Origin of the sequence: Dietzia sp. WMMA184 (assembly GCF_002441635.1) — a bacterium.
Taxonomy (GTDB): Bacteria; Actinomycetota; Actinomycetes; order Mycobacteriales; family Mycobacteriaceae; genus Dietzia; species Dietzia kunjamensis.
This window is the reverse complement of record NZ_NXEI01000001.1, coordinates 3,418,452-3,441,537: the sequence shown is the minus strand read 5'-3', so window position 1 is coordinate 3,441,537 and position 23,086 is coordinate 3,418,452. Positions and strand designations below refer to the sequence as shown.

Here is a 23,086-nt window from a genome sequence, read left to right as displayed (position 1 = left end):
CGCCCCCCAGCCTAGTCGGGGGAGGTGCCCGGGTCGGCCGCATGCGCGAGCCGCCCGGCCAACCCCGCCAGCCGCTCCCGCAGCCCGTCCGGCGACTCCACGGCGAACGGGCCCGGTAACCGCGCGAGGTACCAGGCCAGCACGTCGAGGTCGGCGGCCCCGGTCTCCAGCCGGCAGGCCGGGCCGTCCGGATGGTCCTCGGCGCGCAGCTCGGTGACCGTCCCGTAGGTGGGCGGGAACTGCTCGACCACCTCCGCCGCGGGTGCGAACACCACCACCCGCGCCAGGTGTTGGTACGGCGCCGCGGTCACCGCGTGCTGCACGTGCGCGGCCGGATCGGGCACGTCGGGGCGGGGGGTGAAGCGCCAGCGGCTGCGGTGGACGGCCCGGATGCGGTCGAGGCGGAAGGTGCGCCAGTCCGCGCGGTCGAGGTCGTAGGACAGCAGGTACCAGCGCCGGCCCAGCACGACGATCCGGTACGGCTCCACCCGCCGCTCGGTGTCGCGGCCCGCGCGGTCGCGGTACTCCAGTCGCACCTGCTCGGTGCCGCGGACCGCGTGGCCCAGGTCGATGAGCAGCTCCGGCTCCACCGGGGTGTCCGAGCCGGGGACCGCGACCATCGACTCGGTGACGTCGGCGACCCGCTCGCGCAACCGGCCGGGCATGACCTGGTCCAGTTTGGTCAGGGCGCGCAGCGCGTGTTCGCCGACGCCCGCCACCGCGCCGCCCGCGGCCAGCCGCAGGGCGATCGCCACCGCCACGGCTTCGCGGTCGTCGAGCAACAGCGGCGGCAGTCGCCGGCCCGAGCCCATCCTGTACCCACCACCCGCGCCGCGCTCGGATTCCACCGGATACCCCAGGTCACGGAGCCGGTCGACATCACGGCGGATGGACCGCGTGGTCACCCCCAGCTCGGCCGCCAGCTCGTCGCCCGTCCACACCGATCGCCGCTGCAGCAGGTCGAGCAGCCCCAGCACGCGCTGGGTGGTGGGCATCCTGTCCTCGGTCATGCCAGCAGTGTCCCACCCTCAGCGGACCGATCCTGTCCGGATGGGCTGACACGCTGGGCGGACACCACCATCGTCAGGAGACCACCGTGACCACCACGACCCGCCCCATCGACTGGACAGCCCAGCTCGTCGACCAACTCGACTTCCACTGGAACGGCCAACTGCGGCCTCGCCTGGAGGGCATGACCGACGACGAATACCACTTCTCTCCCGCCGCCGACGAGCGCACCTGGGACGTCCGACCCCGTGGGACCGGCACCGCGCCCATGCAGGGCGGCGAGGGCGAGTACACCATCGACTTCGAGTTCCCGGAGCCGGTGCCCGCCCCGCTGACGACCATCGCGTGGCGGATCGGCCACGTCGTCGTCGGCGTCCTCGGCGCCCGGTGGCACTCCCACTTCGGCGGACCGCCCCACGACTACATGACCCACACCTACGCCGGCGACGCCGCGGGCGGACTCGCCCAACTCGATCGCACCTACGCGGGCTGGATGGAGGGCGTGCGGGCGCTCGACGCCGAGGCCCTGGCCGCCCCCGTGGGCGAGGCCGAGGGCCCGTGGGCCGAGTACTCCATGGCTGCCCTGGTCCTGCACATCAACCGTGAGGTCATCCACCACAGCGCCGAGATGTGCCTGCTCCGCGACCTGTACGCCCACACCCGCTGACCCGACCGAAACCGCCCTGACACACCCGAACCCGCCCTGACCCACCCGAACCCGTCGAGGAGTCGTCATGCCCCTGTTCCCCACCACCCGCGTCACCGAGCGGGAGAACCTGCTCGAGTGGATCGACGCCGAGCTGGTCAACGCCCGGTCGATCGTCCACAGCCTCACCGGTGACCAGCTGCGCACCTGCCCCGTGCCGTCGAGCGAACTGACGCTGGGCTGGCTCATCCTGCACATCGGCGAGGTCGCCGAGAGCTGGACGGCCCGCGCCGCCGCCGCACCCGACGCGCCCGCGACCGGACGGTCACTGCCGGAGGCGTTCGCCTGGGCCGAGACCGTCAACCGGGTCGACCCCGACGCCACCGTCGAGGAGATCCTCGCCGAATTCGACCGGCGGCGCTCCGCCGCGCTCGACAACCTCCGGACCTGCGACCTCGACGCCCCGGTGCCGGTACCCGCCGAGATGCCGTGGTTCCCGCCCGGCCAGCCGTCGTTCAACGGACGCTGGGCGGCGATGCACGCGCTGAACGAGATCGCCCGCCACTCCGGACACGCCGACATCCTGCGCGAGGCGATCGACAGCCGGACGATGTACGAGCTGATCGCCGAGGACCAGGGCATCGACATGTCCTACATCGGAGCCTGGTTCGCCGCGCACCCTGAGGTGCCGGCCCCGCAGTGGTGACCGGCGCAGTGGTGACCGACGCAGTGGTGAACGGCGAAGTGGTGGCCGGCCCTCGGTGGCCGGCCCTCGGTGGCCGGCGGCGGGCTCAGTCCTCGTCGTACCAGCCGTCGAACGTGGTGAACTGGCCCTCGATCATCCCGGCGACCGCTCCCGGTTCGGGGATGAGTTCGGCGTCGGTGGCGATGCCCACGGAGACCGTGCCGTCGTAGCTGAAGATGCAGATCCCCAACGCCTGGTCGCCGCTCATCGGCACCCACCCGAGCATCCCCGACACCGGCGTGCCGGCCAGCGAGACGGTGGAGACGGGCCCGGGCACCGAGGTCAGCTGGCCGACGGTCTTGTTGGCGAACAGGTCGATCACCGCGTGCGCCACCGGGCCGGGCGTGACGGCCACGGTGAGCATGGTGGCGAAGTTGACGTGCGGCTCGAGGGAATAGCGCACCCGCGTCATCGACGTGGTGATCGCCTCGATGAGCTCGTCGGTGTCGTCGACCCACAACGGGAGTCTCATGAGGATGAGCGTGATGTGGTTACCCAGTTCCTCCGGCAACTCGTCACCGACCGGGGAGACCGCCATCGGCACCATGAGATTGATGTCGGAGACCCGCCGGTCGCCCTGGGTGTCGAGGTACTCGGTGAGCGCCTTGGACACGGCGGCCAGCATCACGGTGGTGACGGTCGTGTCGTGCACCTTCGCCACCCGCTTGACCGCCGCCAGGTCGAGCCCCGCGATCCAGGAGACCTTCTTCTCCGCGTGCGCCTTTCCGCTCCAGGACAGTTCGGGGGATCGCGGCTCGAACAGCAGCCGGAAGACGCCCCGGTAGGTGTTGGCGGTCCGGTTCTCCGCGTTGATGTTGTCCGTCAACGACTCCACGACGCGCGTCGGGACCCGCGTCAGCGTCCGACCGGGTGCCGCGACGTCCCGCGCCAGGCGGGCCAGCGTCAGCGGGAACCGGAGTGTGGCGCCGGTCACGCCCCGGGCGATCCCCCACGAGTCCTTGGCCAGTCCGGCACCCGCGCCGGTGACCGCCCCGAGGATGCCGCCGCCGGAGGGCGCGAGATCCCGGCCGACGCTGGGCAGGGACGAGTCGTCCTCGTGTTCGCACAGACCCAGCACGAGCTGGGTGAGCCGGATCCCGTCGACGACGCCGTGCTGGACGCGGAACAGGATCAGCGCCCCCTCCTGCTCGCCCTCGTGCCCGTGGTAGCCCTCGATGAACTCGGCCCGCCACAACGGTTGCCCCTTCGGCAACTGCACCGCCATCTGCTCGGCGATGTAGGCCTCGGCCTCGGCGCGACCGCCCGGCTCGGGAAGCCGGCTGCGCACGAGGTGGTTCGAGATGTCGTAGTCGGGGTCGTCGACCCAGTACCAGCGGCGGCCCCGGCGGACCGGGATGCGGTGGAACACCGGGTGCGCCTCGACCATCCGCGTCTGGATGGCCCGGGTGACCTCGTCCCAGTCGGGGATCTCGGCGAACCACACCAGACAGTTGATGTACATGAGGTTGTCCGGGCGGTCCATGAGCAGCCACAGCTGGTCGCGCAGGGGGATCCGGATCCCGTCGTTCGCCGCCATAGCCCCGGCTCCTCTCGCTCGCCGACCACTCACCGCCGACCACTCTCCGCCGACTGCTCACTGTTGCACCCGTCGATTCGTCCCCACGCTAGAGCAGCGTCGACATGCCCCACCGGGCTATGACCGAAACGGCAACGCAGACGGCGGCACAATGGGCGGATGCGCATCGTTCACACCCCGGATGATCCCCCGGCCAAGGGCATGTACGCCCTGCTCACCGCGTCGATCACACCGCGCCCGATCGCGTGGGTGTCGACGATCTCGGCCGACGGGGTGCCCAACCTCGCGCCGTATTCGTTCTTCACCGTCGCCTGCGCCGACCCGGCGATCCTGTCCGTGACCTCGATCGGGCGAAAGGACACCTATCGCAACGTCGTGGGGACGGGCGAGTTCGTGGTGAACATCGGCACCGAGTCGCTGATGGAGGTCATGAACGCCACCTCGGCGCCCGTCGGCCCGGAGGTCGACGAGTTCGAGATGCAGGGGCTGACCGCCGACCCCTCGGACGTCGTCGCGCCGCCACGGGTCGCCGAGGCGCCGATCGCGTTCGAGTGCGTGCGCCATGACGTGATCGACCTGGGCACCAGCGCGATGCTGCTCGGACGCGTGGTGAGCGTGACGATCGATGACGAGATGCTCGCCGACGACGGTCTGCCCGACTTCGGATCCCTGCTGCCGCCGTCGCGGTTGGGCCGCCACCAGTGGGGGTACGCCCCGCGCACGCGCGAACTGCCCCGGCCGAGGAGGTGAGTGGGTCCCGGAGGTGACCGGTCCCGCGTCCGGCCGCGCCTCCAGCAGCAGCCCGTGCGTCGGCCGCCCTTGCGGCGCCCGCCCCAGTCGCACTAGCCCTGTCGCAGTAGCTCTGCCGCAGCTGCCCCTGTTGCAGCCGCCCCTGACCATGGCGTCTCGCGTGCACCGCGGTGTGGGCGGGACGCCATGGTGGCACGCGGCTGGGCCGCGCGGCTGGGGCGCGGGCGGTGCATAGCCGGTCAAGTAGCCGGCAGTCCGTCAAGTAGACGACAGTCCGTCGAGCTCTTTCCGACGCGCCTGCACACGACCGCCCGTGCCCCGGAATCCACAACCCCGGCCGTCTCCACAGGCCGAGCCGGAAGCGGCCCCCGCTGCGGCGATCCCCGCCTCCCCCAGCGCAATACTGCTTGGACATGAGCACCGATCACTCCCGCCCAGTCGTCATGTCCGCAGCCGAACTCCTCGCGCGCGGGTACAGCCGCCGAGCACGAGAACACGCCGAACGAACGGGTCAGCTCTACCGCGTTCGCCACGGCGTCTACGCGCTCACATCGGACGTCCCCACCGGCCCCGACCAGGCCGAGGCCATACTCGAGATGCGCTCGCGGGCCGCGGCGGGGAGCATCAGCCCGGGGACTGCGATGTCCCACACGTCGGCCCTCGTGTTGCACGGCCTCCCCGTCCACGGAATGGATACCCTGCGGGTCACCACCACCAGGCACCGCCCCGGGAGCGGGAGCAGGCGCAGGAAGAACACGATCTGCCACAATCTCGATCTCGCCGACGTCGTGACCGAGGTGGACGGGATCCCGGTGACGACCCCGGCGCGGACGATCGTCGACGTCGCGCGGTCGAGTCCCTTCACCGGCGCGGTGTGTGCGGCGGACGAGGCGTTGCGTCGCAATCTGTGCAGCTCGGGCGACCTGGCGTCAGAGCTCGAGGCAGCTGCCGGCAGGGTCGGCATCGCGAGGGCCCGGGCGGTGGTGGCGTTCGCCGATCCGGGCGCCCAGTCTGTCCTCGAATCGGTCAGCAGGGTCACCATCAGCCGCGCCGGTCTGCCGATGCCGCAACTCCAGCGGGAGTTCATCTTCCCGGACGGGACCTCGACCTTCGTAGACATGTACTGGGAAGAATGGGGGCTCGTCGGCGAGGCCGACGGGTCGGGGAAGTACGGGATCGACGACGGCGAGGGGTCCGTCCGCCAGAAGCTGCGCGACGAGAAGAAGCGGCAGAACAACATCGAAGCACTGGGCAACATCTTCCGGCGTTGGCAGTGGGAGGACTATCTGCGCGGCAGGATCGTGCCCATCATCCGCGAGGCGATGAGGATCCAGAATTCCCTCGGACGGGGCCCGGGCCGCGCAGCGTGACCTCGGGCCAGCGCCCGGCGCCCCCGCCCCCACCGATGGCGTCTCGCTCCCGGGCAAGGCGTCTCGCTTCCGGACCTGGCGTCTCGCGCCCGGCGCGGCGTCGAAATCCCCCGCCAGCCGCTCCTGGATCTGGCGTCGTGCTCCTGCCGTTGTCCGCGATGGGCGTCCCCGCGCCTGGCCATGGCGTCTCGCCCTCCCCGCGGTGCGTGCGAGACGCCATGGCCAGGCGCGGCTGCGGCGGGGCGGCTGCGGCGGAGCGGCGGGGCAGCTGCGGCGGAGCGGCGGGGCAGCTGCGGCGGGGCCGCTCAGAGAAGTTCGTAGCAGCGGCGGATCCGGTCCAGCCACCAGTCGCGGACCTCACCGCTCACACGCAGGCCCTCCAGCCTCGCCGGGTCCGGCGCCACCGGGCGGACCGGGAGACAGCCGTCCTCGAGGGCGAACGTGCCCGGTTCGACCACGTCCTCGACGAAGAACCCGCCGGTGCCCAGACCTGCGGCGGGAATAGCGTTGTCGTCGTCGTCGTCGGGTCCGGGACGGCCACGCCCGGCACCACCGGGCAGCGCCGCTGCGGCGGCGACACCCGCGGCGACGCCCACCGCCGAGTCGAGGGCGCTGGACACGGTGACCGGCACCCCGAGCTCTGCGGCCACCGCGAGCAGGCAACGCGGCCCGCCCAGCGGCGCGACCTTGACCACCGCCCGGTCGGCGCCGCCCGCCCGCACGACGCGCAGGGGGTCGGAGGCGCGGCGGATGGACTCGTCGGCGGCGACGTCCACGTGCACCCCGTCGGCGGCGAGACGCTCCCGCAGCGCGACCAGCTCCTCCACCGTCGCGCAGGGCTGTTCGGCGTACTCCAGGCCCGGCCCATCCAGTGAGACCGGGCCGGTGCCGGGGCCACGCGCGACGTCGTCCGCACGCACCGCCTGGTCCAGCACCCGGATCGCGTGGGCCGCCTCGGCGACCGACCACGCCCCGTTGGCGTCCACCCGCACGCGCGCGCCGGGGCGGGCCTGGAGGACGGCGGCGACGCGGGCGACGTCGTCGACGAGCTGCTGCCCGGACTCGGCCACCTTGACCTTGACCGTCATACAGCCCGGGAAGCGGTCGAGGATCGCCGCGACGTCCCCGGCCGCGACCGCCGGGACCGTGGCGTTGACCGGGACCCGGGAACGCAGCGCCGGCGGCGGGCCCTGCCACGCCATCTCCAGCGCGGAGGCCAGCCAGTGGGTGGACTCGAGATCGTCGTACTCTCCGAACGGACCGAATTCGCCCCACCCGGCGGGGCCCTCGATCAGCGCGACCTCACGTTCGGTGACGCCGCGGAACCGCACCCTCATCGGCAGGGCCACCACGTGCACGCGGGCGAGCAGATCGTCGATCGACTCGGGGCCCGGTACGGATGTCATGGCTCCACGCTAACGTCGAACCCATGACCGAGAGCAGCGCACCGCAGGACCAGGCCACCGGAAACCCGTTCGACCCGTCGCAGTGGCGGGAGGTCGAGGGCTTCCGGAACGGGGAGGACCTGACCGACCTGACCTACCACCGCCACGTGGGCGAGGGCCGTGTCAACGGGACCGTGCGGATCGCGTTCGACCGCCCCGACGTGCGCAACGCGTTCCGCCCGCACACCGTGGACGAGCTGTACCGCGTCTTCGACCACGCGCGCCGCTCCCCCGACGTCGGCACCATCCTGTTCACCGGCAACGGGCCCAGCACTCGCGACGGCGGGTGGGCGTTCTGCTCGGGTGGCGACCAACGGATCCGTGGCCGGTCCGGATACCAGTACTCGACCGAGCACGACTCGGACGTCGCCGGCGCCACGGCCGACAAAGTCGACGAGGCGCGCGTCAAGGCCGAGGGCGGGCGGCTGCACATCCTCGAGGTGCAGCGGCTCATCCGCACCATGCCGAAGGTCGTGATCTGCCTGGTCAACGGGTGGGCGGCCGGCGGTGGGCACTCGCTGCACGTGGTGAGCGACCTGACCCTGGCCTCCCGCGAGCACGCCCGGTTCAAGCAGACCGACGCCGACGTGGGCTCCTTCGACGCCGGCTACGGCAGCGCCTACCTGGCCAAGCAGGTGGGCCAGAAGTTCGCGCGCGAGATCTTCTTCCTCGGCCAGGCGTACACGGCCGAGGAGATGTTCCACATGGGTGCCGTCAACCGGGTGGTGGACCACGCCGAGCTGGAGAACACCGCCATCGAGTGGGCGCGGCAGATCAACGGCAAGTCGCCCACCGCGCAGCGGATGCTCAAGTTCGCGTTCAACCTCACCGACGACGGACTCATGGGCCAGCAGGTGTTCGCCGGTGAGGCCACGCGGCTGGCGTACATGACCGACGAGGCGGTGGAGGGCCGCGACGCGTTCCTCGAGAAGCGCGAGCCCAACTGGGACGACTACCCGTACTACTACTGAGCAGGCGGCGACGCGAGCCGCGGATACAGTGCTCACACGACGAGTAAACAGCGCGGTCCACTGGAGCGCGACACATGTCGCGACCTCGTGGTGCCCGCCCTCCGCACGGCTGGCTGGGCGGCAGAGGCGATCACGCCGGAGTATGCGCTCGCTCAGACGATGCGAACAGGGCCGGATGGCACGGTCCAGGCGCTCCCCGGTCGGCGCGTGGATTATGTTCTCGAGATCGCCCCGGGTCAGCCGGTCGCAGTCGTCGAAGCCAAGCGTGCGTACCGCTCGGCTCGAGATGGGCTCCAACAGGCACTCGATTACGCCAAGAAGCTCGAGGTCCCCCTCGCCATCGCGACGAACGGGTCCGAGATCATCGTCCATGACCGCTCGGCCGGGACTGAACGGAAGGTGGACGGATTCCCCACGCCTGTCGAGGCGTGGGACTCCTACCGCACATTCATGAAGCTCGAAGGGCCGGAGGCCGACCTCCTCCTCGAGCCACTCAGTAGGAGGAAGGTCTCGACTGACGGAACGATCCACGAACCCCGCTACTACCAGGCGCTGGCGATCAGCGCGGTCCTCCGGGCGATCGCCCGAGGTGATCAGCGGATCCTGCTCCTCATGGCCACTGGCACGGGCAAGACGTTCACCGCCATGCAGATCGTCGCCAAAATTCTCGGATACCAGGAGAAAGTGCGGCCCGAGGAAAACTACAGGGTGCTCTACCTGGCCGACCGGGACGTGCTCCTCACTCAGCCGATGCGTAACGACTTCGGTCCGGCCTTCGGCAACGAGCGGCTGCAACGTGTCCGGCTGGGCGCCGACCAGAGCGGGGAGCTGTACTTCGCGAGCTACCAGGCGCTGCACCAGGGGGCTGCCGGTGAGGAACTCCTCGAGCAGTTTCCCCGAGACTTCTTCGACCTCGTCATTGTCGACGAGTGCCATCGCGGAAGTGCCACCGCCAACTCCCGATGGCGCGGCACCCTCGACCACTTCGCCTCAGCGATCCACCTCGGACTCACTGCCACTCCGCGCGACGACACGGTCCACAGCTACGAGTATTTCGGCAACCCGGTCTATCGCTACTCCCTCCGCGACGGGATCGAGGACGGCTACCTCGCCCCCTACCGAATTCGGCGGGTGATCCTCGACGCCGACGCAGAGGGCTGGACGCCCGACCCCGGGCAGCGGGATCTCTACGGACGCGAGATACCTGCGGGGGTGTACACCACTCGCGACTACGAGCGCGCCCTCTCACTCCTGCCTCGCACCAAGGCCATGGCCCACCACCTGTCCGGGCTACTTCGGCAGAACCCTGAGCACAAGGCGATCGTCTTCTGTGTGAGCACGCAGCATGCCGACGACGTTCGGTCCGCACTCGTCGTCGAGAACCCGGACCTCGTCCGCGCGGATCCTGAATGGGTCGTCCGGATCGTCGGCGTGGAGGAGGAGAAGGCGCGTCTACTCGAGGCGTTCTGCGACACGGAGTCGGCGTCGCCCGTCGTCGCCACCACCTCCCGGCTCCTGTCCACCGGCGTTGACGTTCCCGACCTGCGGTACGTCGTGATCTTCCGACCGGTGGGCTCGTCCATCGAGTTCAAGCAGATCGTCGGCCGAGGCACCAGGCTCTTCCCCGAGGGCGGAAAATCGGTATTCGAGGTGGTCGACTACGTCGGTGCCTCTCAGCATTTCAGTGACCCGGACTTCGACGGCACGCCCCCCGACATCACGATAGAGACGACGGACGGCAGTGGCGACGTCGTCGAATCGATTTCCGAGCCCGGTAGCGACTCGACCGGAACCGGCGCCCCCGCCCCCGCGCCCGCCGACCCGACGCTGAACGAGCCCGAACCCGAGTTTCGGACCGAGGACCCTGACGACGTCGACAACCCCGGCGGGACCAGAGAGCCCCGAACTACTTACGTCGTGGTCGACGGCGTCGTGACGGTGACCTCGGAGGCGGCGATGGTGATCGACAGGTCGACCGGCGAGCCACGGATGGTCGAGGTACGGACTGTGGTCGAGGGCACCATGTCCGGTTACGGGGACGCCGCCTCGCTCGGCACGCTGTGGGCGGACGAGTCCACCCGCCATGAGATCCTCGAGTCCCTGGCGGGGCGGGGAATCGACCTTGACGGACTCAGGGCACTTGCAGACGAGTCGGGTTCCGACTTGTTCGACGTGCTGCTCTCGATGGCGTTCCAGACGCCGGTCCGGACCCGGGCCGAGCGGGCCCGCCGTGCACGGGAATCGCACGCCGAGGAGATCCGCGCCCAGAGCGAGGCCGGCCGAGCCGTTCTCGTCGGGCTCCTCCAGCGGTACGAGGAATTCGGCATCGACGACATCTCGATGCGCACCGTCCGGCTCCGGCCGATCTCTAACGCGGGGAGCATTACCGAGATCGCCAGTGCGATGGGCGGCCCAGACGCCCTGCGCGAGGCAGTTCGCCAGGTTCCCGACTGGCTATATGGCGCCTAGCTACATAGTAACTTTAGTTTTGCGCATAAGTGCATGGTATAACTATATGGTTCTTTGATTTCGCGCTGATGGTAGGCTCATTGCATGACCGCCTCCTCGCTCGACCTACGCCGCCGCCTACACGCGGTCGCGTTCGGTCAGGCGGGCTATTTCTCGTCCGCCCAGGCCGTAGAGGCCGGGTACTCGCACCAGGCGCAGAAGTACCACGTGGACGCCGGGAACTGGACCAGGGTCGACCGTGGCATCTTCCGACTCCCCGACTGGCCGCCTAGTCCCGAGGACGAGTATGTCCGGTGGACCCTGTGGAGCCGGGGTCGCGGAGTTGTCTCGCACGAGTCGGCTCTTCGCGCCCACAGCCTCTCAGACGCCAACCCGGCGCGCCTGCACTTGACGGTGCCCCCGGGGTTCCGCGCCCAGGACGATTTCGTGGTCACCCACATCGGTGAGCTCGATCCAGCCGACCGAATCGATTACCACGGGTGGTCGGTCACCTCGATCCCACGCACTCTCGCCGACGTCGCGGGGACCGAATCAGTTTCGCAGGAAATCGTCGACGACGCGGTCCGTGGCGCCCTCGCCGGCGGGAACACCACGGAGCGCCGACTCCGCCGCCTCGCGCACGACCTGCCCGCCGTCGCCGCACTCCGTCTCGAGCGCGCGTTGGGAACCGTGGCCCGTGACTGACGCCCGCGCCCGGAGCGTCAATCACCGGCTGCGCAACCTCGCCGCCGAGCACCGAGTTGATCCGCTCCGCCTACGCAACCGCGTGCTCTTCCAGCTCGTCCTGCGGCGTCTCGCGGCCGACCGTCGCTGGGTCCTCAAGGGCGGATTCGCCTTGGAGACCCGTCTCTGGCTTGACGCCCGCAGCACCAAGGACCTCGACCTGGCTCGACTCAGCGCCGGATCTCCCGACGCCGACGAGCTGCACGACCTCCTCGACGAGGCATTGGACCACGATCCGGGAGACGGCTTCCGTCTAGTCGCGCGGGCGCCCCGGCCCGTCCGCGCGGAGGACGAGCTTCCCACCACGTGGCGGGTGGTGATCGAGGCCTATCTCGGTTCGACCGAGTTTGGGGTCGTCACTCTCGACGTCGTCACCGCCGACCACCTTGACGACGACGAGGTGGAGCACCTGCTCGTCGAACCGCTCCTGCTGGGCGAGCCGTTCACCGTTCCCGCCGTGGACGTAGACCGGCACGCAGCCGAGAAGCTGCATGCCTACTCGCGGATCTACGCGCACAACCGCCCGTCGTCCCGAGTCAAAGACCTCGTCGACCTCGCATTGCTCCTAGACCGTGGCCTCGTCGATCCGACGCGGTTGGGTGTGCGACTCACCGCGGTCTTCACCGATCGTGACGGCGAAGCGCCGCCGGCCGACCTCGAACCACCGCCCGGGTCGTGGGCCGAGCCGTTCGCCGCGATGGCGGCTGATCTCGGGCTCACCCACCCCGACCACGCCTCCGCGTTCCGCGCCGTCCGCGAGACGTACCTGACCGCACTGTCCCGCATGCCCCCGACCGAGAAAGACCTCCCATGAGCGCCCGCGTCACCGCGAAGGAACCCACCACCCAGGCCCGGCTCCAGTCGGTCATCAAGACCTCCCGGCAGATCATGCGCAAAGACGCGGGGCTGAACGGCGAGTTGGACCGCCTGCCCCAGCTGGCGTGGCTGTTGTTCCTCAAAGCCTTCGACGACCTCGAAGAGGAGCGCGCGCTGGTCAACGAGGCCTACGAGCCCGCACTCCCCCAGGCGCTCCGCTGGTCCACCTGGGCGCACGAGAAGTCCGTCACCGGCGACCCCCTGATCGCCTTCATAAACGAGCGGTTGATTCCACACCTGCGCACCGTCCACGGATCGGGTCGGCCAGGGGACCCCCACGACACGCTGGGGCACGTCTTCGCCGACGTTCGGAACCGGATGCAGTCCGGGCACCTTCTCCGGCAGCTGGTCGACCAGGTGGACAAGATCAGCTTCACCTCCCGTGACGAGGTGCACACCATGGCCATGTTCTACGAGACCATGCTCAAGGAGATGCGGGACGCCGCCGGTGACTCCGGCGAGTTCTACACCCCGCGTCCGGTGATCAGGTTCGTGGTGGACCAGGTCGACCCGAGGCCCGGCGAGAAGGTCCTCGACCCAGCGTGCGGGACGGGCGGGTTTCTCTCCGAGGCCTACCGGCACATGACCGCCGGGGACGTCTCGGCCGCCGATCACGAGAAGGTCTCCGCCGGGTTGCGCGGGATCGAGAAGAAAGGCTTGCCCTACCTGCTGTGCCAGATGAACCTCCTGCTCCACGGCGTGGATCGGCCCAACGTCACCGAGGGCAACGCTCTCATCCACCCGCTTTCTGAGGTCAAGCGGGACGGCGTGGACGTGGTGGTGACCAACCCACCGTTCGGTGGCGAGGAGGAGCGGCTGATTCTCGAGAACTTCCCCACCACCTTCCGCACGGCCGAGACGGTGTGGCTCTTCTTGCAGTCCGTCATGGCTCGCATCGAGAAGAGCCCGCGCGGGCGATGCGGGATCGTCGTGCCCAACTCGGTGCTCTTCGACACCGGCGTGGGTGGGCGAATCAAGAAGGACCTTATGACGCGGTTCAACCTGCACACCGTGGTCCGCCTCCCCAACGGCGTCTTTGCTCCGTATACCCTCATCCCCTCGAACATCCTGTTCTTCGAGAAGGGCGGGCAGGGCCCCGTGTGGTTCTACGAGGTGCCGCCGCCGGAGGGGCGCAAGAACTACACCAAGACCAAGCCCATGCGCTACGAGGAGTTCGAGACCTGCCAGCGGTGGTGGGGCGGCGCGAGCCGCGAGGGCAGAGTCGAGAACGAACAGGCGTGGAAGGTCGATTACGCAGATATCGAGGCCGGCGGATTCAACCTCGACCTACACAACCCCCACCGCCCCGACGCGCTGGACCAGCGGCCTCCCGCCGAGCTGATTGCCGATTTGATCCAAACGGAGAAGGAACTCCTGGCGGTCTATGAGGAAATGCAGGCGGCCATCGCGGAGTTCGAGCTGTGAAGGTCGATTGGGTGCCGCTTGGGGAGGTTGCCTCCCTCCGCCGATCTCCTGTCGACGTCGACCCGACAGCTTCCTATCGCGAGATCGGGATTCGGTCCTTCGGCAAGGGTTGCTTCATCAAGGAGCCGGTATCCGGCACCGAGATCGGCGACAAGAAGATTTTTCAGATCAAGTCCGGCGATCTGTTATTCAGCAATGTCTTCGCATGGGAGGGCGCGGTCGCAGTTTCCGACGAGCGACACGAGGATCTAGTTGGCTCGCACCGTTTCATGACGTGGGAATGCACCCCAGAGAGGGCGAGCGCAGAGTTTCTCCGTGACTATTTCCTCTCCGATCGCGGGCTCGCGGAACTTAGGAAGGCATCTCCGGGCTCCGCCGGACGCAATAAGACACTGTCGATCAAGAACCTCGAGCGCCTGAGAGTTCCCCTCCCCTCGCTCGCCGAACAGACCCGAATCGCCGAGCACCTGAGACAAATCGGACGCGAACACAAGAGCACCACTCGCCAAGATCCCTCGAGAGTCGCACTCGACTCGACCTTGTCCGCGTGGTTGGGCCAGCTTCCTGCGGCACCACTTGGCGAGCTGATTGAGTTCGCTCCAAAGCCAAGAAAGGTCGACAGTGCCGATGAAGTGCAGTTCGTACCTATGGCAGCAGTCGACCCTATTACAGGAACTATCACCAATGTTGAGGTGAAGTCTCGCGGCGAAGTCGGAACCGGCTACAGGCAGTTCATTCCTGGTGATGTGATATTCGCCCGGATCACACCGTGCATGCAGAACGGCAACTGTGCGATATACGTAGACGAGCTGGGTCGCACCGGATACGGGTCTTCCGAGTTCTTTGTCCTCCGCGCTTCTTCACCGGAATTTGCAGAGTGGGTGTGGCGCGTCCTCAGAACTGAGTGGTTTACATCGCAGGCAAGAAGGGCCTTCACTGGTACCGCCGGACAACAGCGCGTTCCCGCCGATTTTGTGAAGACTGTTGCCTTTCCTCTGCCGGGCGACGATGAGCTCGCGGGCGCAATCGAACGGATTCGCACCATCCAGGAGCTTCGCCTCACGTCGGCAAGTCTCCACGGCAAGCGCAACGAGCTCGCCGTCGCCGTCCTGCCCGCCGCCCGGAACGAGATCTTCACCGCGATGCACTGACGCTCCGCCACGCCTCGCCGGCCACCACCACGTGGTCAAGGAACCGAAGTCCCACCTCCTCCGCGGCGGACCGGATCCGGTCGGTGGCGGCGCGGTCGGCGGCACTCGGAGTGGGATCCCCCGCCGGGTGATTGTGCGCGAGCGCCAAGGCGGCCCCATCGTGACGCAACGCGACGGCCAACACTTCACGGATCGGCAGGCTCGTCGTCGTCGACCCTCCCCGCGCCACGGACTCCACACGCGTCACCCGGTTGCGGCCGTCGGCCACCACCACCAGGACCTCCTCGCGCGTGGCAGAGCCGATCAAGGGGATGGCGACGGTAGCAATATCAGCCGACGAGCCGAGGATTCGCCCCTCGGCCGGGCCCTGGACGCGGCCGGCGAGTGCGAACGCGGCCACGATCCTGCATGCCTTGGCCGGGCCAATCCCGGGCAACCGGCCGAGGTCCGCCGCGGTGGCCCGGGCCAGTCCGGCGAGCGAGCCGAACTCTGCCACGAGCCGCGTGGCCAGGGCGACGGCGTTCTGCCCCGCTACACCAGAGCCGACATGGATGGCGATCAGTTCGGTGTCGCTGAGAGCCGACGGGCCGAATCGCACAAGCCGCTCACGAGGGAGGTCGTGGGCGGGGAGATCCCTGAACGGGGTGGCCATGGCACCGACCGTAGGTAGCCGGCCACCGAAGCGTCCACCCCTTGAAGCGCTCTGTGGAAAAGGTCGACAACCATCCACAGGACTATGACTATGACTCCGACCCGACTGTGCGGGCACTAAGACGCCCGGCGGGTCGTCGCGCATCCGGAGCGCAAGTCTGGGGTTGTCGCCGAGCGCGGCGGCCATACGGCGCCCTTCCCACCGGACCGCGGGGGCTGGCCGCGACCGGGGTCATCGGCGCAGCGGACGGCGGCGGGGCCAGACGCGAGTCCCGGCTCGCGAGCACCCTATGTAGGGCCCAAATGCCACAGCATCGGCTCAGGCGTGGACATCGCGATGGGCATCTGCGGGCGCTCGACAGTCAGTCCGGGCTACGCGGCGCAACGGCGTAGTGGCGCGGCTCGCGACGGAGTGGCTCGGAGGGGCACAGCTGCGGATAGGGTCTGCAGACCATGGCCAAACCCCGCGACACGCGCGCCTGCCGCGAACTGCGCACCCTGCCCGTCCCCGGCGGCCCGGCGGTCGCCGAGGTGTTCCCGGCACTCGCGCGGATGCTCGCCGACCGCGGGCCGGCGCTGCTGCCGGTGCCGGCCGACGACCCGGTGCGCTCCCGGATCCTCGTCGACAGCCAGCGCCCCGGCGACCCGATCGACGACCGCACCGCCCTGGTGGTGAGCACCTCCGGGTCGACCGGAACACCCAAGGGCGCGATGCTCTCCGCCGCCGCGCTCGCCGCCTCCGCCGAATCGACCGACACCGTGCTCGGCGGGCCCGGCCGGTGGCTGCTCGCGCTGCCCGCGCACCACATCGCCGGGTTGCAGGTGATCCTGCGGTCGCTGCGCGCCGGGCACGAGCCGGTCGTGATGGACGTGACCCGCGGGTTCGACCCCGCGTCCCTGCCCGACGCTGTGGCCGCGTGCCGGGCGGGGGCCGGGACCGGGACCGGAGGGCCCGCGACCGGGGGCGGGACCGGAGGGCCCGCGACCGGGGGCGGCAGCCCGCGCGCGTACACCTCGCTCGTCCCGGGTCAGCTGGCCAAGGTCCTCGACGACGGCCCGCCCGACGCCGTGGCCGCGCTCGCCGAGCTCGACGCGGTCCTGCTCGGCGGGGCCGCGGCCGCACCGGAGCTGCTCGCCCGCGCCGCGGACGCCGGCATCCGGGTAGTCCGGACCTACGGCATGAGCGAGACCGCGGGCGGATGTGTCTACGACGGCGCCCCGCTCCCGGGGGTGACGGTGGAGGTCGACGACGACGAGGGCCGCGTCTGGCTGGCCGGCCCGCAGCTCGCGTCGGGGTACAGGAACGCACCGGATCACCCCGCGTTCGCCCGGGCGGGATGGTTTCGCACCGACGATGCCGGGACGCTCGACCCCGGGGGCGGGCTCCGGATCCTCGGCAGGGTCGACGAGGCGTTGAGCGTCGGTGGGCTCACGCTCCTCCCGCAGACCGTGGAGGATGCACTCCGCACGCATCCTGCGGTGGTCGACGTCGTCGTCGTCGGGATCCCGGACGAACGGCTCGGGACCAGGCCCGTCGCGGCGGTCACGCTCCGCTCCTCCGCGTCGCCGGACGACCTGCGCGCACACGTGGCCGCGTCTCTGGGGGCGCACTCGGCCCCTGCGATCGTCGCCGTGCTGGACGCGTTGCCCATGCTGCCGGGCGGCAAGGTGGACCGACGCGGCGTCGCCGCGGGCTTCCTCGATGGGACAATCGGGGCATGAGCCGCGAGACCGATCCCGTCATCCACCGCGAGACCCCTCCCGCCAGCGACGCCGACGCCGCCACCACCGAGCCCGGGGGCGCCACGTTCTCCCACTGGCTCGAGGGCGCCCGCCCCCGCACCTGGCCCAACGCGTTCGCCCCAGTGCTCGTCGGCTCGGCGGCCGCGGCGCTCGCGGGCGGGTTGGTGTGGTGGCAGGCGATCCTGGCGCTCGTGGTGGCGTGGTCGTTCATCGTGGGCGTCAACTACGCCAACGACTACTCGGACGGCATCCGCGGCACCGACGACGACCGCGTGGGCCCGCTGCGACTGGTGGGCTCGGGACTGGCCCGGCCGACGACGGTCAAGCGCGCCGCGTTCGGGTTCCTCGGACTGGGCGGACTCGCCGGGCTGGTGCTCAGTGCGACGTCGGCACCGTGGCTGATCCTGGTCGGGGTGGCCTGCATCCTGGCGGCCTGGTTCTACACGGGCGGCAGGTCCCCGTACGGCTACCGCGGTTTCGGCGAGGTCGCGGTGTTCGTGTTCTTCGGCCTGGTCGCCGTGATCGGTACGCAGTTCACGCAGCTCGGGTCGGTCACCTGGTACGCGGTGGTGGCGGCCGTGGCGGTGGGGAGCTTCTCCTGCGCGGTGAACCTCACCAACAACCTGCGGGACATCCCCTCGGACACCGAGTCCGGCAAGATCACGCTGGCCGTGCGCCTGGGCGACTCGCGGACCCGCGGCCTGCACGCGGTCCTGGAACTGCTGGTGCCGCTGTTGGCGACGCTCGCACTGATCCCGGCGACGCCCTGGGCGCTGCTGGGGCTGCTGTCGTTGCCGGTGGCGTGGAAGGCCAACGCGCCGGTGCGCGCACGGGCGACGGGTGCCGGACTCATCCCCGCGCTGACGATGGCCGGGATGGCAATGCTCGCGTGGAGCGTGCTGGTCAGCGCCGGGTTCGTGATCGCCTCGCTGTGACACGGCGGTGCGCGTTCACCCCGGCGGTCCGCGGAGGCCCGGCGACGAGCCCCCCGCGCCCGGCGCGGTACAGACGACGGCGGCCGGCCCCCACCTCGGGGACCGGCCGCCGTCGATGTACGTGCGGACTACCTGCCGGATGTACTGAGTGCCGAATGTGCTGAGCGCCGGGTGGCTACTTGCCGAGTGAGCCCTCGGGCACGGCGTTCCAGGCGGACTGGATCCCGTTGTTGAGGGCCAGGGCGGCACCGCGGAGGGCGTCCTTGACCTGCTCGGGCACCGGCAGCGTGTCGATATCGGCGATGGTGACCGTGCCGGGGGCCGGAGGGGCCACCGGCGCGGCCACGGGCGCCGGAGCCGGGGCCGGGGCGGGACGCGGTGCCGGGGCGCCGCCGCCACCGGTACCGCCGGTGGTCCCGCCCGCACCGCCGGTGACGGTGACCGTGGTCGTCTCGGTGCGTACCGGGACCCCGAAGATGAAGGCGGTCGCCACGGGCTCGTACACGCCCGCGACGGTGGGGGTGCCCCTGATCGCGGTGGTGGCCGGATCGTAGGTCAACCCGGGCGGCAGGCCCCGGAACTGGATCGAGGCGCCGGGGGGCGGTGTCACGTAATCGCTGACCCGCCGCTCGAAGTACTGTCCGACCCGCATCGACAGGGACGGCAGCGCCGCGGGCGCCACGTCGGTGGCCTCGACGACCAGGGGCGCATGGTCGGGCGCCTCCGCCTGGCCGGACGCGACCCCGACCGCGGCCATGGCGGCGAGTGCGAGGGAGGAGGCGACGACAGGACGGGAGATACGCATACAGGCCTTCCAGTGGGTGACACCGCGAGATCGCGACCGTCCCAAGGTAACCCACGAGAGCACCACACCCCGGGGCCATCTCACGAAGTGAGACGACCCCGGGGTGGAGGTGGTCACCGGCGACCTACCCGGCCGCCGGGAGTCTGTCGGTCAGCCGCGACCGTTGGCGACCGTCGGGCCAGGGGCCTGGACCCTGTTCGGGGCGCCGGCGGCCACGGTCGGCGCACCGGCGGCCACGGTCGGGGCGACCGACCCGGAGGAGCCACCGTTTCCGGTGTCGCTCGATCCGCCGGTGGTGGTGCCACCCGTGGTGGTCGACCCGGGCAGGGCCGGCAGGATCGCGGTCGAGCCCGGGATCGAGGAGCCGCCGCCCAGCGCCAGGCTCAGCCCGGCGATGCCGAGGAGCGCTGCGCCCGTCAGCGCCAGCCCCGGGGCCAGGGCCCCGAGGGAACCGGTGTCCGCGGGGAAGGACGATCCCGGGACGGTGATCTCGCCGCCGCCGGTCAGGTCCCCGCCGGTGACGATCTCGGTACCGGTCTGGGTTCCGCCGGTGGTGGTGGAGCCGGGGATCGTGGAGCCGGTGGTCTCGGTGTCGCCGTCGGCGGTCGAGCCGGTCTGGGCGTCCGAGTCGATCAGGGAGCCGAGCGGGGCCAGCGGTCCCAGGCTCTGGGTGTCCAGGCCACCGGTGGCGTCACCGCTCACCTCGCCCTCGGCGGTGGAACCCGGCATGCCGAGCGAGCCGTTGGCCGGGGCGTCGGTTCCGGGACCGTCGGCGTCCGGCGCGTCCGGGGTCTCCGGCGCGCCGTTCGACAGGCTGCCGAGGCCGAACTCACCGTTGGCCGCGCTGCCGAGCGGGCCGGTCGGCGCATCCGTGGCGTCCGGGCTCTCGGGGGTGACCCCACCCTGTCCCGTCGAACCGGCGGCGAGGTCGGCGACCGAACCGGCGTCGCCGCCGAGGGAGGAGACGATGCCCGCCACGGCGCCGAGGATCGCGTCCGTGCCGTCGGAGCCCGTGGTGATCTGGCCACCGGCCTGCGCCTCGCCGCCCAGGCTGCCCTCGACTGCGGCCGTCCCCTCGCCCGAGGCGCCGGCCGGCGCGGAACCATTGGCGTTGTTGATCGTCAGGGTGACGGGAATCGTGACTAGTCCGCCCATGCCCCGACCGGTCACCTGAATGGTGTACACGCCCGGAGTGGTCACCGCGCCCGAGATGCGGCCGTTGCCGTCATACTCCAGCCCTTCCGGAAGTCCGGTGACGTCCTCAATGACGAACCCGGCCGACTGGGTGGCCTGGACCAGCGTCCCGGCGTCGAAGGAGAACTCCGCGCCAGCGTTGAACGATGGGGCAGCCACGGCGACCGTCTGGATGTCGCTACGGACGGTGGGCGCATCGGGAGCGGCGATGACCATTCCGCCCACGAGCGCGACCGCTGCTGCGGCTGCGACGGGGGCGGCAAGGCGACCCCGGACGATACGACGAGGACGGGCGAGGCGAGCACGCATCGGCTGGTTCCTTCCGGAGGGGTTCAGATCGCTCACTCCGCGGAACGGGAGGGCAGACCATTACGAGTGCCACTCTAACCACATGCACACCGACTGTCTACTTCTGTCACATAATTCACTCGGTTCTCATAAGTCACACCAGTAACACACCCCCTGGGTATATTCGCGCGCGCGGATCCGCGCTCACCGCTTCGGCATGCGCAGCGCCGCAGGGAGACGGCCGCGGGAAAATCACGGCGGCCCGGCCCCCGTGTCGGGGCCGGGCCGCAGGAGACCGAGAGGCGGGGTCAGGCGCCGGGGACCGGGACCGAGGTCGCGAGCGCCGCCTCACCGGCATCCGCGTCGTCCGGGTCGCCACCGTCCCGGTTCGCACCGTCGGTGCTCGCATCGTCGGAGGCGGCGATCGAAGTTCCGGTTCCGGCCTCGTCGGCGGAGGTCGTGGTGGTGGCCGGGGCGGACGTGGTGGAGCTGGCGGTGGCCGTGCCGGTGACCGTGCTGACAGGATTGCCGTCACCGTCGACGATCACCGTGACCGGCGGCGGGACCATCTCGCCGCCGAAGACCAGCGAGCACAGCCCCTCGCTGAGCGAGCCGGCCTCGCCGACGAGCGCCGACCCGCGCCCCTCCCCCGCGACCATGTCGAGCAGATTCGGGAAGGAATCCAACGCCGAGGTGATCAGATCGATGACGCCGGTGGGCACACCGTCGATCCCGAACAGCGGGTAGAACTTGGCGACCGAGCCGCCTAGGGCGGGCAGCTCGCAGACCTCATCGGTCTCGGGCGCGAGGTCACCGACGCTGGTGTCGTCCCCACTGCCGGAATCGAGACTGTCCGACTCGAGACTTCCCGGCGAACCGCCACCGAGCGAACCCGAATCGGCACCCTCACCGTCAGCTCCGCCCTCACCGTCGACTCCGTCCTCGCCGGAGGCGTCGTTCGAGGCGCCCTCGGACCCTCCGGCGAGGCTGGACGCGTCGGGGTCGCCCCCCTCGAGACTGCCGAGCGAGATGCTGCCGGACGTGGTCTCACCGGGGAGGGCACCGTCGTCCTGCGCGTTGACGACGGGGACGGACAGGGTGACCAGCGCGAGTGCAGCGGCGGCGGCGGTGACGACCTTGCGGGTGAACATGTGTGATGGACCCTCTTCGACGGCGACGGAGGTAATCGAGCCACTGCGCCCCACCGGGCCGCCTGAGGTCGACAGGGGGACTCTATCGCCCCGACCCGCGCCCCGTGGGGACATTGCCCGGGGGCGCGGGGAAGGTCACTGCCCGAGGCTGCCCGCGCCGGTCGTGAGCAGACCCAGCAGCGCGGCGGGGCCGTCGCCCGGAACAGCCGCACCGGTCGTCGCCCCGCCCGTGGTGGCATCGCCGCCCTCAGTGGTCGTCGCCCCGCCCGTGGCGGTCTCTCCACCGGTCAGGCCGCCGAGCAGCGACGGGGAGATCGTGCAGAGGATCTGACCCACCGAGCCGAGGCTCTCGACCGAGCCGCCCTCGCCGAGCACGGACGGGAGCAGGTTGACGACCGTGTTGAGCAGAACCATCACGAGTCCGGCCGATTCGGCATCGTCGCCACCGGTCACCAGCGGCAGCAGCTGGACCAGCGAGGCACCGTCCATCTGCCCGTCCCCGATGACCGCGCACAGATCCGGGGTGGCGCCGACCTCGTCGTCGTCCCCGGTCGTCTCACCGTCGCCGGCGCCCGTTCCGTCACCCTCATCGCCGGCGAGGGTGTCGTCCTCGGCGGTCGGATCACCGGGGACCGCCGAGAGCGTGGGGTCGGACTGCGTGGCGGTCGTCGTGGTCTCGGCCGTGGTGGCCGGGCTGGTGGTGGCCGGGCTGGTGGTGGCCGGGCTCGTGATGGCCGGGCTCGTCGTCGCCTCCTCGTCCTCCGACGGGGCACCCGCGCCGTCGGTGACGGTGATGGCGACCTTCTCCGACTGCGAGATCCCCGAGTTGGAGACGGTGACGAGCACCTCGTACTCGCCCGCGCTGGTGGGCGTGCCGGAGATGACCCAGCCGTTCTGGGTCAGACCGTCGGGCAGGCCGGTGACCTGCACCGTCGTCCCGGGCGGGATGGTGCCGCCGGCGGCCTGGGCGACGACGGGCTCGAGGTCGAGGTTGACGGCCGTGCCGAGCGGGAGCTCCTGCGCACCGGCCTGGCCGGTCGCGTTCTGGGTCAGCTGGATGTCGCCGGCGTCGACGGCGGCGGGCGCACCCACCGCGGCGACGGTGCCACCACCGACCACGGCGAGCGCGGCCAGGGCGCCGCCGAGGGCGAGGGAACGGGCACGGGGGGCGGTGCGGTGCGAGCGTCGCTGGAACATGAGGTC

General features: G+C 70.5%; 20 protein-coding genes. 12 read left to right on the top strand and 8 right to left on the bottom strand.

Translation table 11 applies throughout. The annotated features are described in order from the left end of the window. Positions 1–11: 11 nt before the first annotated feature. Entirely contained in the window at positions 12–1,010 is a 999-nt protein-coding gene (locus tag CK206_RS15880; protein WP_096906989.1) for a YafY family protein, read from the bottom strand. A gap of 107 nt (positions 1,011–1,117) precedes the next feature. On the opposite strand from CK206_RS15880, the gene CK206_RS15875 reads away from it, so the two are divergent. Together CK206_RS15875 and CK206_RS15870 are read left to right on the top strand one after the other, a co-directional pair. After that, positions 1,118–1,675, top strand: coding sequence for a DinB family protein (locus CK206_RS15875; RefSeq protein WP_069389110.1), 558 nt, complete (start codon positions 1,118–1,120; stop codon positions 1,673–1,675). A 67-nt stretch (positions 1,676–1,742) separates the two neighbouring features. Beyond that, entirely contained in the window at positions 1,743–2,360 is a 618-nt protein-coding gene (locus tag CK206_RS15870; RefSeq protein ID WP_069389107.1) for a DUF664 domain-containing protein, read from the top strand. Positions 2,361–2,445: 85 nt separating this feature from the next. On the opposite strand, the gene CK206_RS15865 is transcribed toward CK206_RS15870, so the two are convergent. Next, entirely contained in the window at positions 2,446–3,936 is a 1,491-nt protein-coding gene (locus CK206_RS15865; RefSeq protein WP_227022221.1) for a WS/DGAT domain-containing protein, read from the bottom strand. 159 nt (positions 3,937–4,095) lie between these two features. Here CK206_RS15865 and CK206_RS15860 point away from each other — a divergent pair, with 159 nt between their 5' ends. Both CK206_RS15860 and CK206_RS15855 read left to right on the top strand, forming a co-directional pair. Next, positions 4,096–4,686, top strand: a complete 591-nt coding sequence (locus CK206_RS15860; RefSeq protein ID WP_069389108.1) for a flavin reductase family protein — start codon at positions 4,096–4,098, stop codon at positions 4,684–4,686. A gap of 413 nt (positions 4,687–5,099) precedes the next feature. Further along, complete coding sequence (locus tag CK206_RS15855; protein ID WP_096906988.1) at positions 5,100–6,056, top strand: type IV toxin-antitoxin system AbiEi family antitoxin; 957 nt, start codon at positions 5,100–5,102, stop codon at positions 6,054–6,056. A gap of 305 nt (positions 6,057–6,361) precedes the next feature. Here CK206_RS15855 and CK206_RS15850 read toward each other — a convergent pair whose 3' ends face one another. Then, positions 6,362–7,462 (bottom strand): o-succinylbenzoate synthase, encoded by a 1,101-nt coding sequence (locus CK206_RS15850; RefSeq protein WP_096906987.1) that lies wholly within the window; start codon positions 7,460–7,462, stop codon positions 6,362–6,364. Positions 7,463–7,485: 23 nt separating this feature from the next. On the opposite strand from CK206_RS15850, the gene CK206_RS15845 reads away from it, so the two are divergent. The 6 genes from CK206_RS15845 to CK206_RS15820 all read left to right on the top strand — a co-directional run bounded on the left by CK206_RS15845 (position 7,486) and on the right by CK206_RS15820 (position 15,116). Beyond that, positions 7,486–8,472 carry a 1,4-dihydroxy-2-naphthoyl-CoA synthase gene (locus CK206_RS15845; RefSeq protein ID WP_096906986.1) on the top strand — a complete coding sequence of 329 codons (987 nt, stop codon included), beginning with the start codon at positions 7,486–7,488 and terminating at the stop codon, positions 8,470–8,472. A gap of 60 nt (positions 8,473–8,532) precedes the next feature. Beyond that, the gene (gene hsdR / locus CK206_RS15840; RefSeq protein ID WP_371607111.1) at positions 8,533–10,941 is read left to right on the top strand and encodes an EcoAI/FtnUII family type I restriction enzme subunit R; all 2,409 of its coding nucleotides are present in this window, start codon (positions 8,533–8,535) and stop codon (positions 10,939–10,941) included. 84 nt (positions 10,942–11,025) lie between these two features. Continuing rightward, positions 11,026–11,625, top strand: coding sequence for a type IV toxin-antitoxin system AbiEi family antitoxin domain-containing protein (locus tag CK206_RS15835; RefSeq protein WP_067716886.1), 600 nt, complete (start codon positions 11,026–11,028; stop codon positions 11,623–11,625). Next, positions 11,618–12,478: a nucleotidyl transferase AbiEii/AbiGii toxin family protein gene (locus tag CK206_RS15830; RefSeq protein ID WP_067716888.1), complete on the top strand. Its 861-nt coding sequence runs from the start codon at positions 11,618–11,620 to the stop codon at positions 12,476–12,478. Before CK206_RS15835 ends, CK206_RS15830 begins: the two co-directional genes overlap by 8 nt. Further along, positions 12,475–13,965: an N-6 DNA methylase gene (locus tag CK206_RS15825; protein ID WP_067716891.1), complete on the top strand. Its 1,491-nt coding sequence runs from the start codon at positions 12,475–12,477 to the stop codon at positions 13,963–13,965. Before CK206_RS15830 ends, CK206_RS15825 begins: the two co-directional genes overlap by 4 nt. After that, on the top strand, positions 13,962–15,116 hold the full coding sequence (locus CK206_RS15820; RefSeq protein ID WP_082923941.1) for a restriction endonuclease subunit S: 1,155 nt from the start codon (positions 13,962–13,964) through the stop codon (positions 15,114–15,116). Before CK206_RS15825 ends, CK206_RS15820 begins: the two co-directional genes overlap by 4 nt. Here the strand turns inward: CK206_RS15820 and CK206_RS15815 are convergent. After that, complete coding sequence (locus CK206_RS15815) at positions 15,100–15,768, bottom strand: RadC family protein (protein WP_067716893.1); 669 nt, start codon at positions 15,766–15,768, stop codon at positions 15,100–15,102. The genes CK206_RS15820 and CK206_RS15815 overlap by 17 nt on opposite strands. Positions 15,769–16,220: 452 nt before the next feature. Between CK206_RS15815 and CK206_RS15810 the strand changes: the two genes are divergently transcribed. Both CK206_RS15810 and CK206_RS15805 read left to right on the top strand, forming a co-directional pair. Beyond that, complete coding sequence (locus CK206_RS15810; RefSeq protein ID WP_067716896.1) at positions 16,221–17,489, top strand: AMP-binding protein; 1,269 nt, start codon at positions 16,221–16,223, stop codon at positions 17,487–17,489. Beyond that, positions 17,486–18,445, top strand: coding sequence for a 1,4-dihydroxy-2-naphthoate polyprenyltransferase (locus CK206_RS15805; protein ID WP_253702082.1), 960 nt, complete (start codon positions 17,486–17,488; stop codon positions 18,443–18,445). The genes CK206_RS15810 and CK206_RS15805 overlap by 4 nt, the downstream gene beginning before the upstream one ends. Before the next feature lie 175 nt (positions 18,446–18,620). Here the strand turns inward: CK206_RS15805 and CK206_RS20180 are convergent, their stop codons facing one another. The 4 genes from CK206_RS20180 to CK206_RS19915 all read right to left on the bottom strand — a co-directional run bounded on the left by CK206_RS20180 (position 18,621) and on the right by CK206_RS19915 (position 23,080). Further along, positions 18,621–19,250 carry a hypothetical protein gene (locus tag CK206_RS20180; protein WP_096906983.1) on the bottom strand — a complete coding sequence of 210 codons (630 nt, stop codon included), beginning with the start codon at positions 19,248–19,250 and terminating at the stop codon, positions 18,621–18,623. Between the two features lie 150 nt (positions 19,251–19,400). Beyond that, positions 19,401–20,753, bottom strand: coding sequence for a hypothetical protein (locus CK206_RS15795; protein ID WP_173674806.1), 1,353 nt, complete (start codon positions 20,751–20,753; stop codon positions 19,401–19,403). A 287-nt stretch (positions 20,754–21,040) separates the two neighbouring features. Further along, positions 21,041–21,883 (bottom strand): hypothetical protein, encoded by an 843-nt coding sequence (locus tag CK206_RS19920; RefSeq protein ID WP_096906981.1) that lies wholly within the window; start codon positions 21,881–21,883, stop codon positions 21,041–21,043. A gap of 135 nt (positions 21,884–22,018) precedes the next feature. After that, the gene (locus CK206_RS19915) at positions 22,019–23,080 is read right to left on the bottom strand and encodes a hypothetical protein (RefSeq protein WP_159981180.1); all 1,062 of its coding nucleotides are present in this window, start codon (positions 23,078–23,080) and stop codon (positions 22,019–22,021) included. Positions 23,081–23,086: the final 6 nt, after the last annotated feature.

Coding starts and splice junctions, on each gene's coding strand:
- CK206_RS15870 (WP_069389107.1), top strand. CDS start 1,743: ATGCCCCTGTTCCCCACCACCCGCGTCACCGAGCGGGAGAACCTGCTC.
- CK206_RS15865 (WP_227022221.1), bottom strand. CDS start 3,936: ATGGCGGCGAACGACGGGATCCGGATCCCCCTGCGCGACCAGCTGTGG.
- CK206_RS15810 (WP_067716896.1), top strand. CDS start 16,221: ATGGCCAAACCCCGCGACACGCGCGCCTGCCGCGAACTGCGCACCCTG.
- CK206_RS15850 (WP_096906987.1), bottom strand. CDS start 7,462: ATGACATCCGTACCGGGCCCCGAGTCGATCGACGATCTGCTCGCCCGC.
- CK206_RS15815 (WP_067716893.1), bottom strand. CDS start 15,768: ATGGCCACCCCGTTCAGGGATCTCCCCGCCCACGACCTCCCTCGTGAG.
- CK206_RS15835 (WP_067716886.1), top strand. CDS start 11,026: ATGACCGCCTCCTCGCTCGACCTACGCCGCCGCCTACACGCGGTCGCG.
- CK206_RS15855 (WP_096906988.1), top strand. CDS start 5,100: ATGAGCACCGATCACTCCCGCCCAGTCGTCATGTCCGCAGCCGAACTC.
- CK206_RS15845 (WP_096906986.1), top strand. CDS start 7,486: ATGACCGAGAGCAGCGCACCGCAGGACCAGGCCACCGGAAACCCGTTC.
- CK206_RS19915 (WP_159981180.1), bottom strand. CDS start 23,080: ATGTTCCAGCGACGCTCGCACCGCACCGCCCCCCGTGCCCGTTCCCTC.
- CK206_RS15805 (WP_253702082.1), top strand. CDS start 17,486: ATGAGCCGCGAGACCGATCCCGTCATCCACCGCGAGACCCCTCCCGCC.
- CK206_RS15860 (WP_069389108.1), top strand. CDS start 4,096: ATGCGCATCGTTCACACCCCGGATGATCCCCCGGCCAAGGGCATGTAC.
- CK206_RS15795 (WP_173674806.1), bottom strand. CDS start 20,753: ATGCGTGCTCGCCTCGCCCGTCCTCGTCGTATCGTCCGGGGTCGCCTT.
- CK206_RS19920 (WP_096906981.1), bottom strand. CDS start 21,883: ATGTTCACCCGCAAGGTCGTCACCGCCGCCGCCGCTGCACTCGCGCTG.
- CK206_RS15825 (WP_067716891.1), top strand. CDS start 12,475: ATGAGCGCCCGCGTCACCGCGAAGGAACCCACCACCCAGGCCCGGCTC.
- CK206_RS15880 (WP_096906989.1), bottom strand. CDS start 1,010: ATGACCGAGGACAGGATGCCCACCACCCAGCGCGTGCTGGGGCTGCTC.
- CK206_RS20180 (WP_096906983.1), bottom strand. CDS start 19,250: ATGCGTATCTCCCGTCCTGTCGTCGCCTCCTCCCTCGCACTCGCCGCC.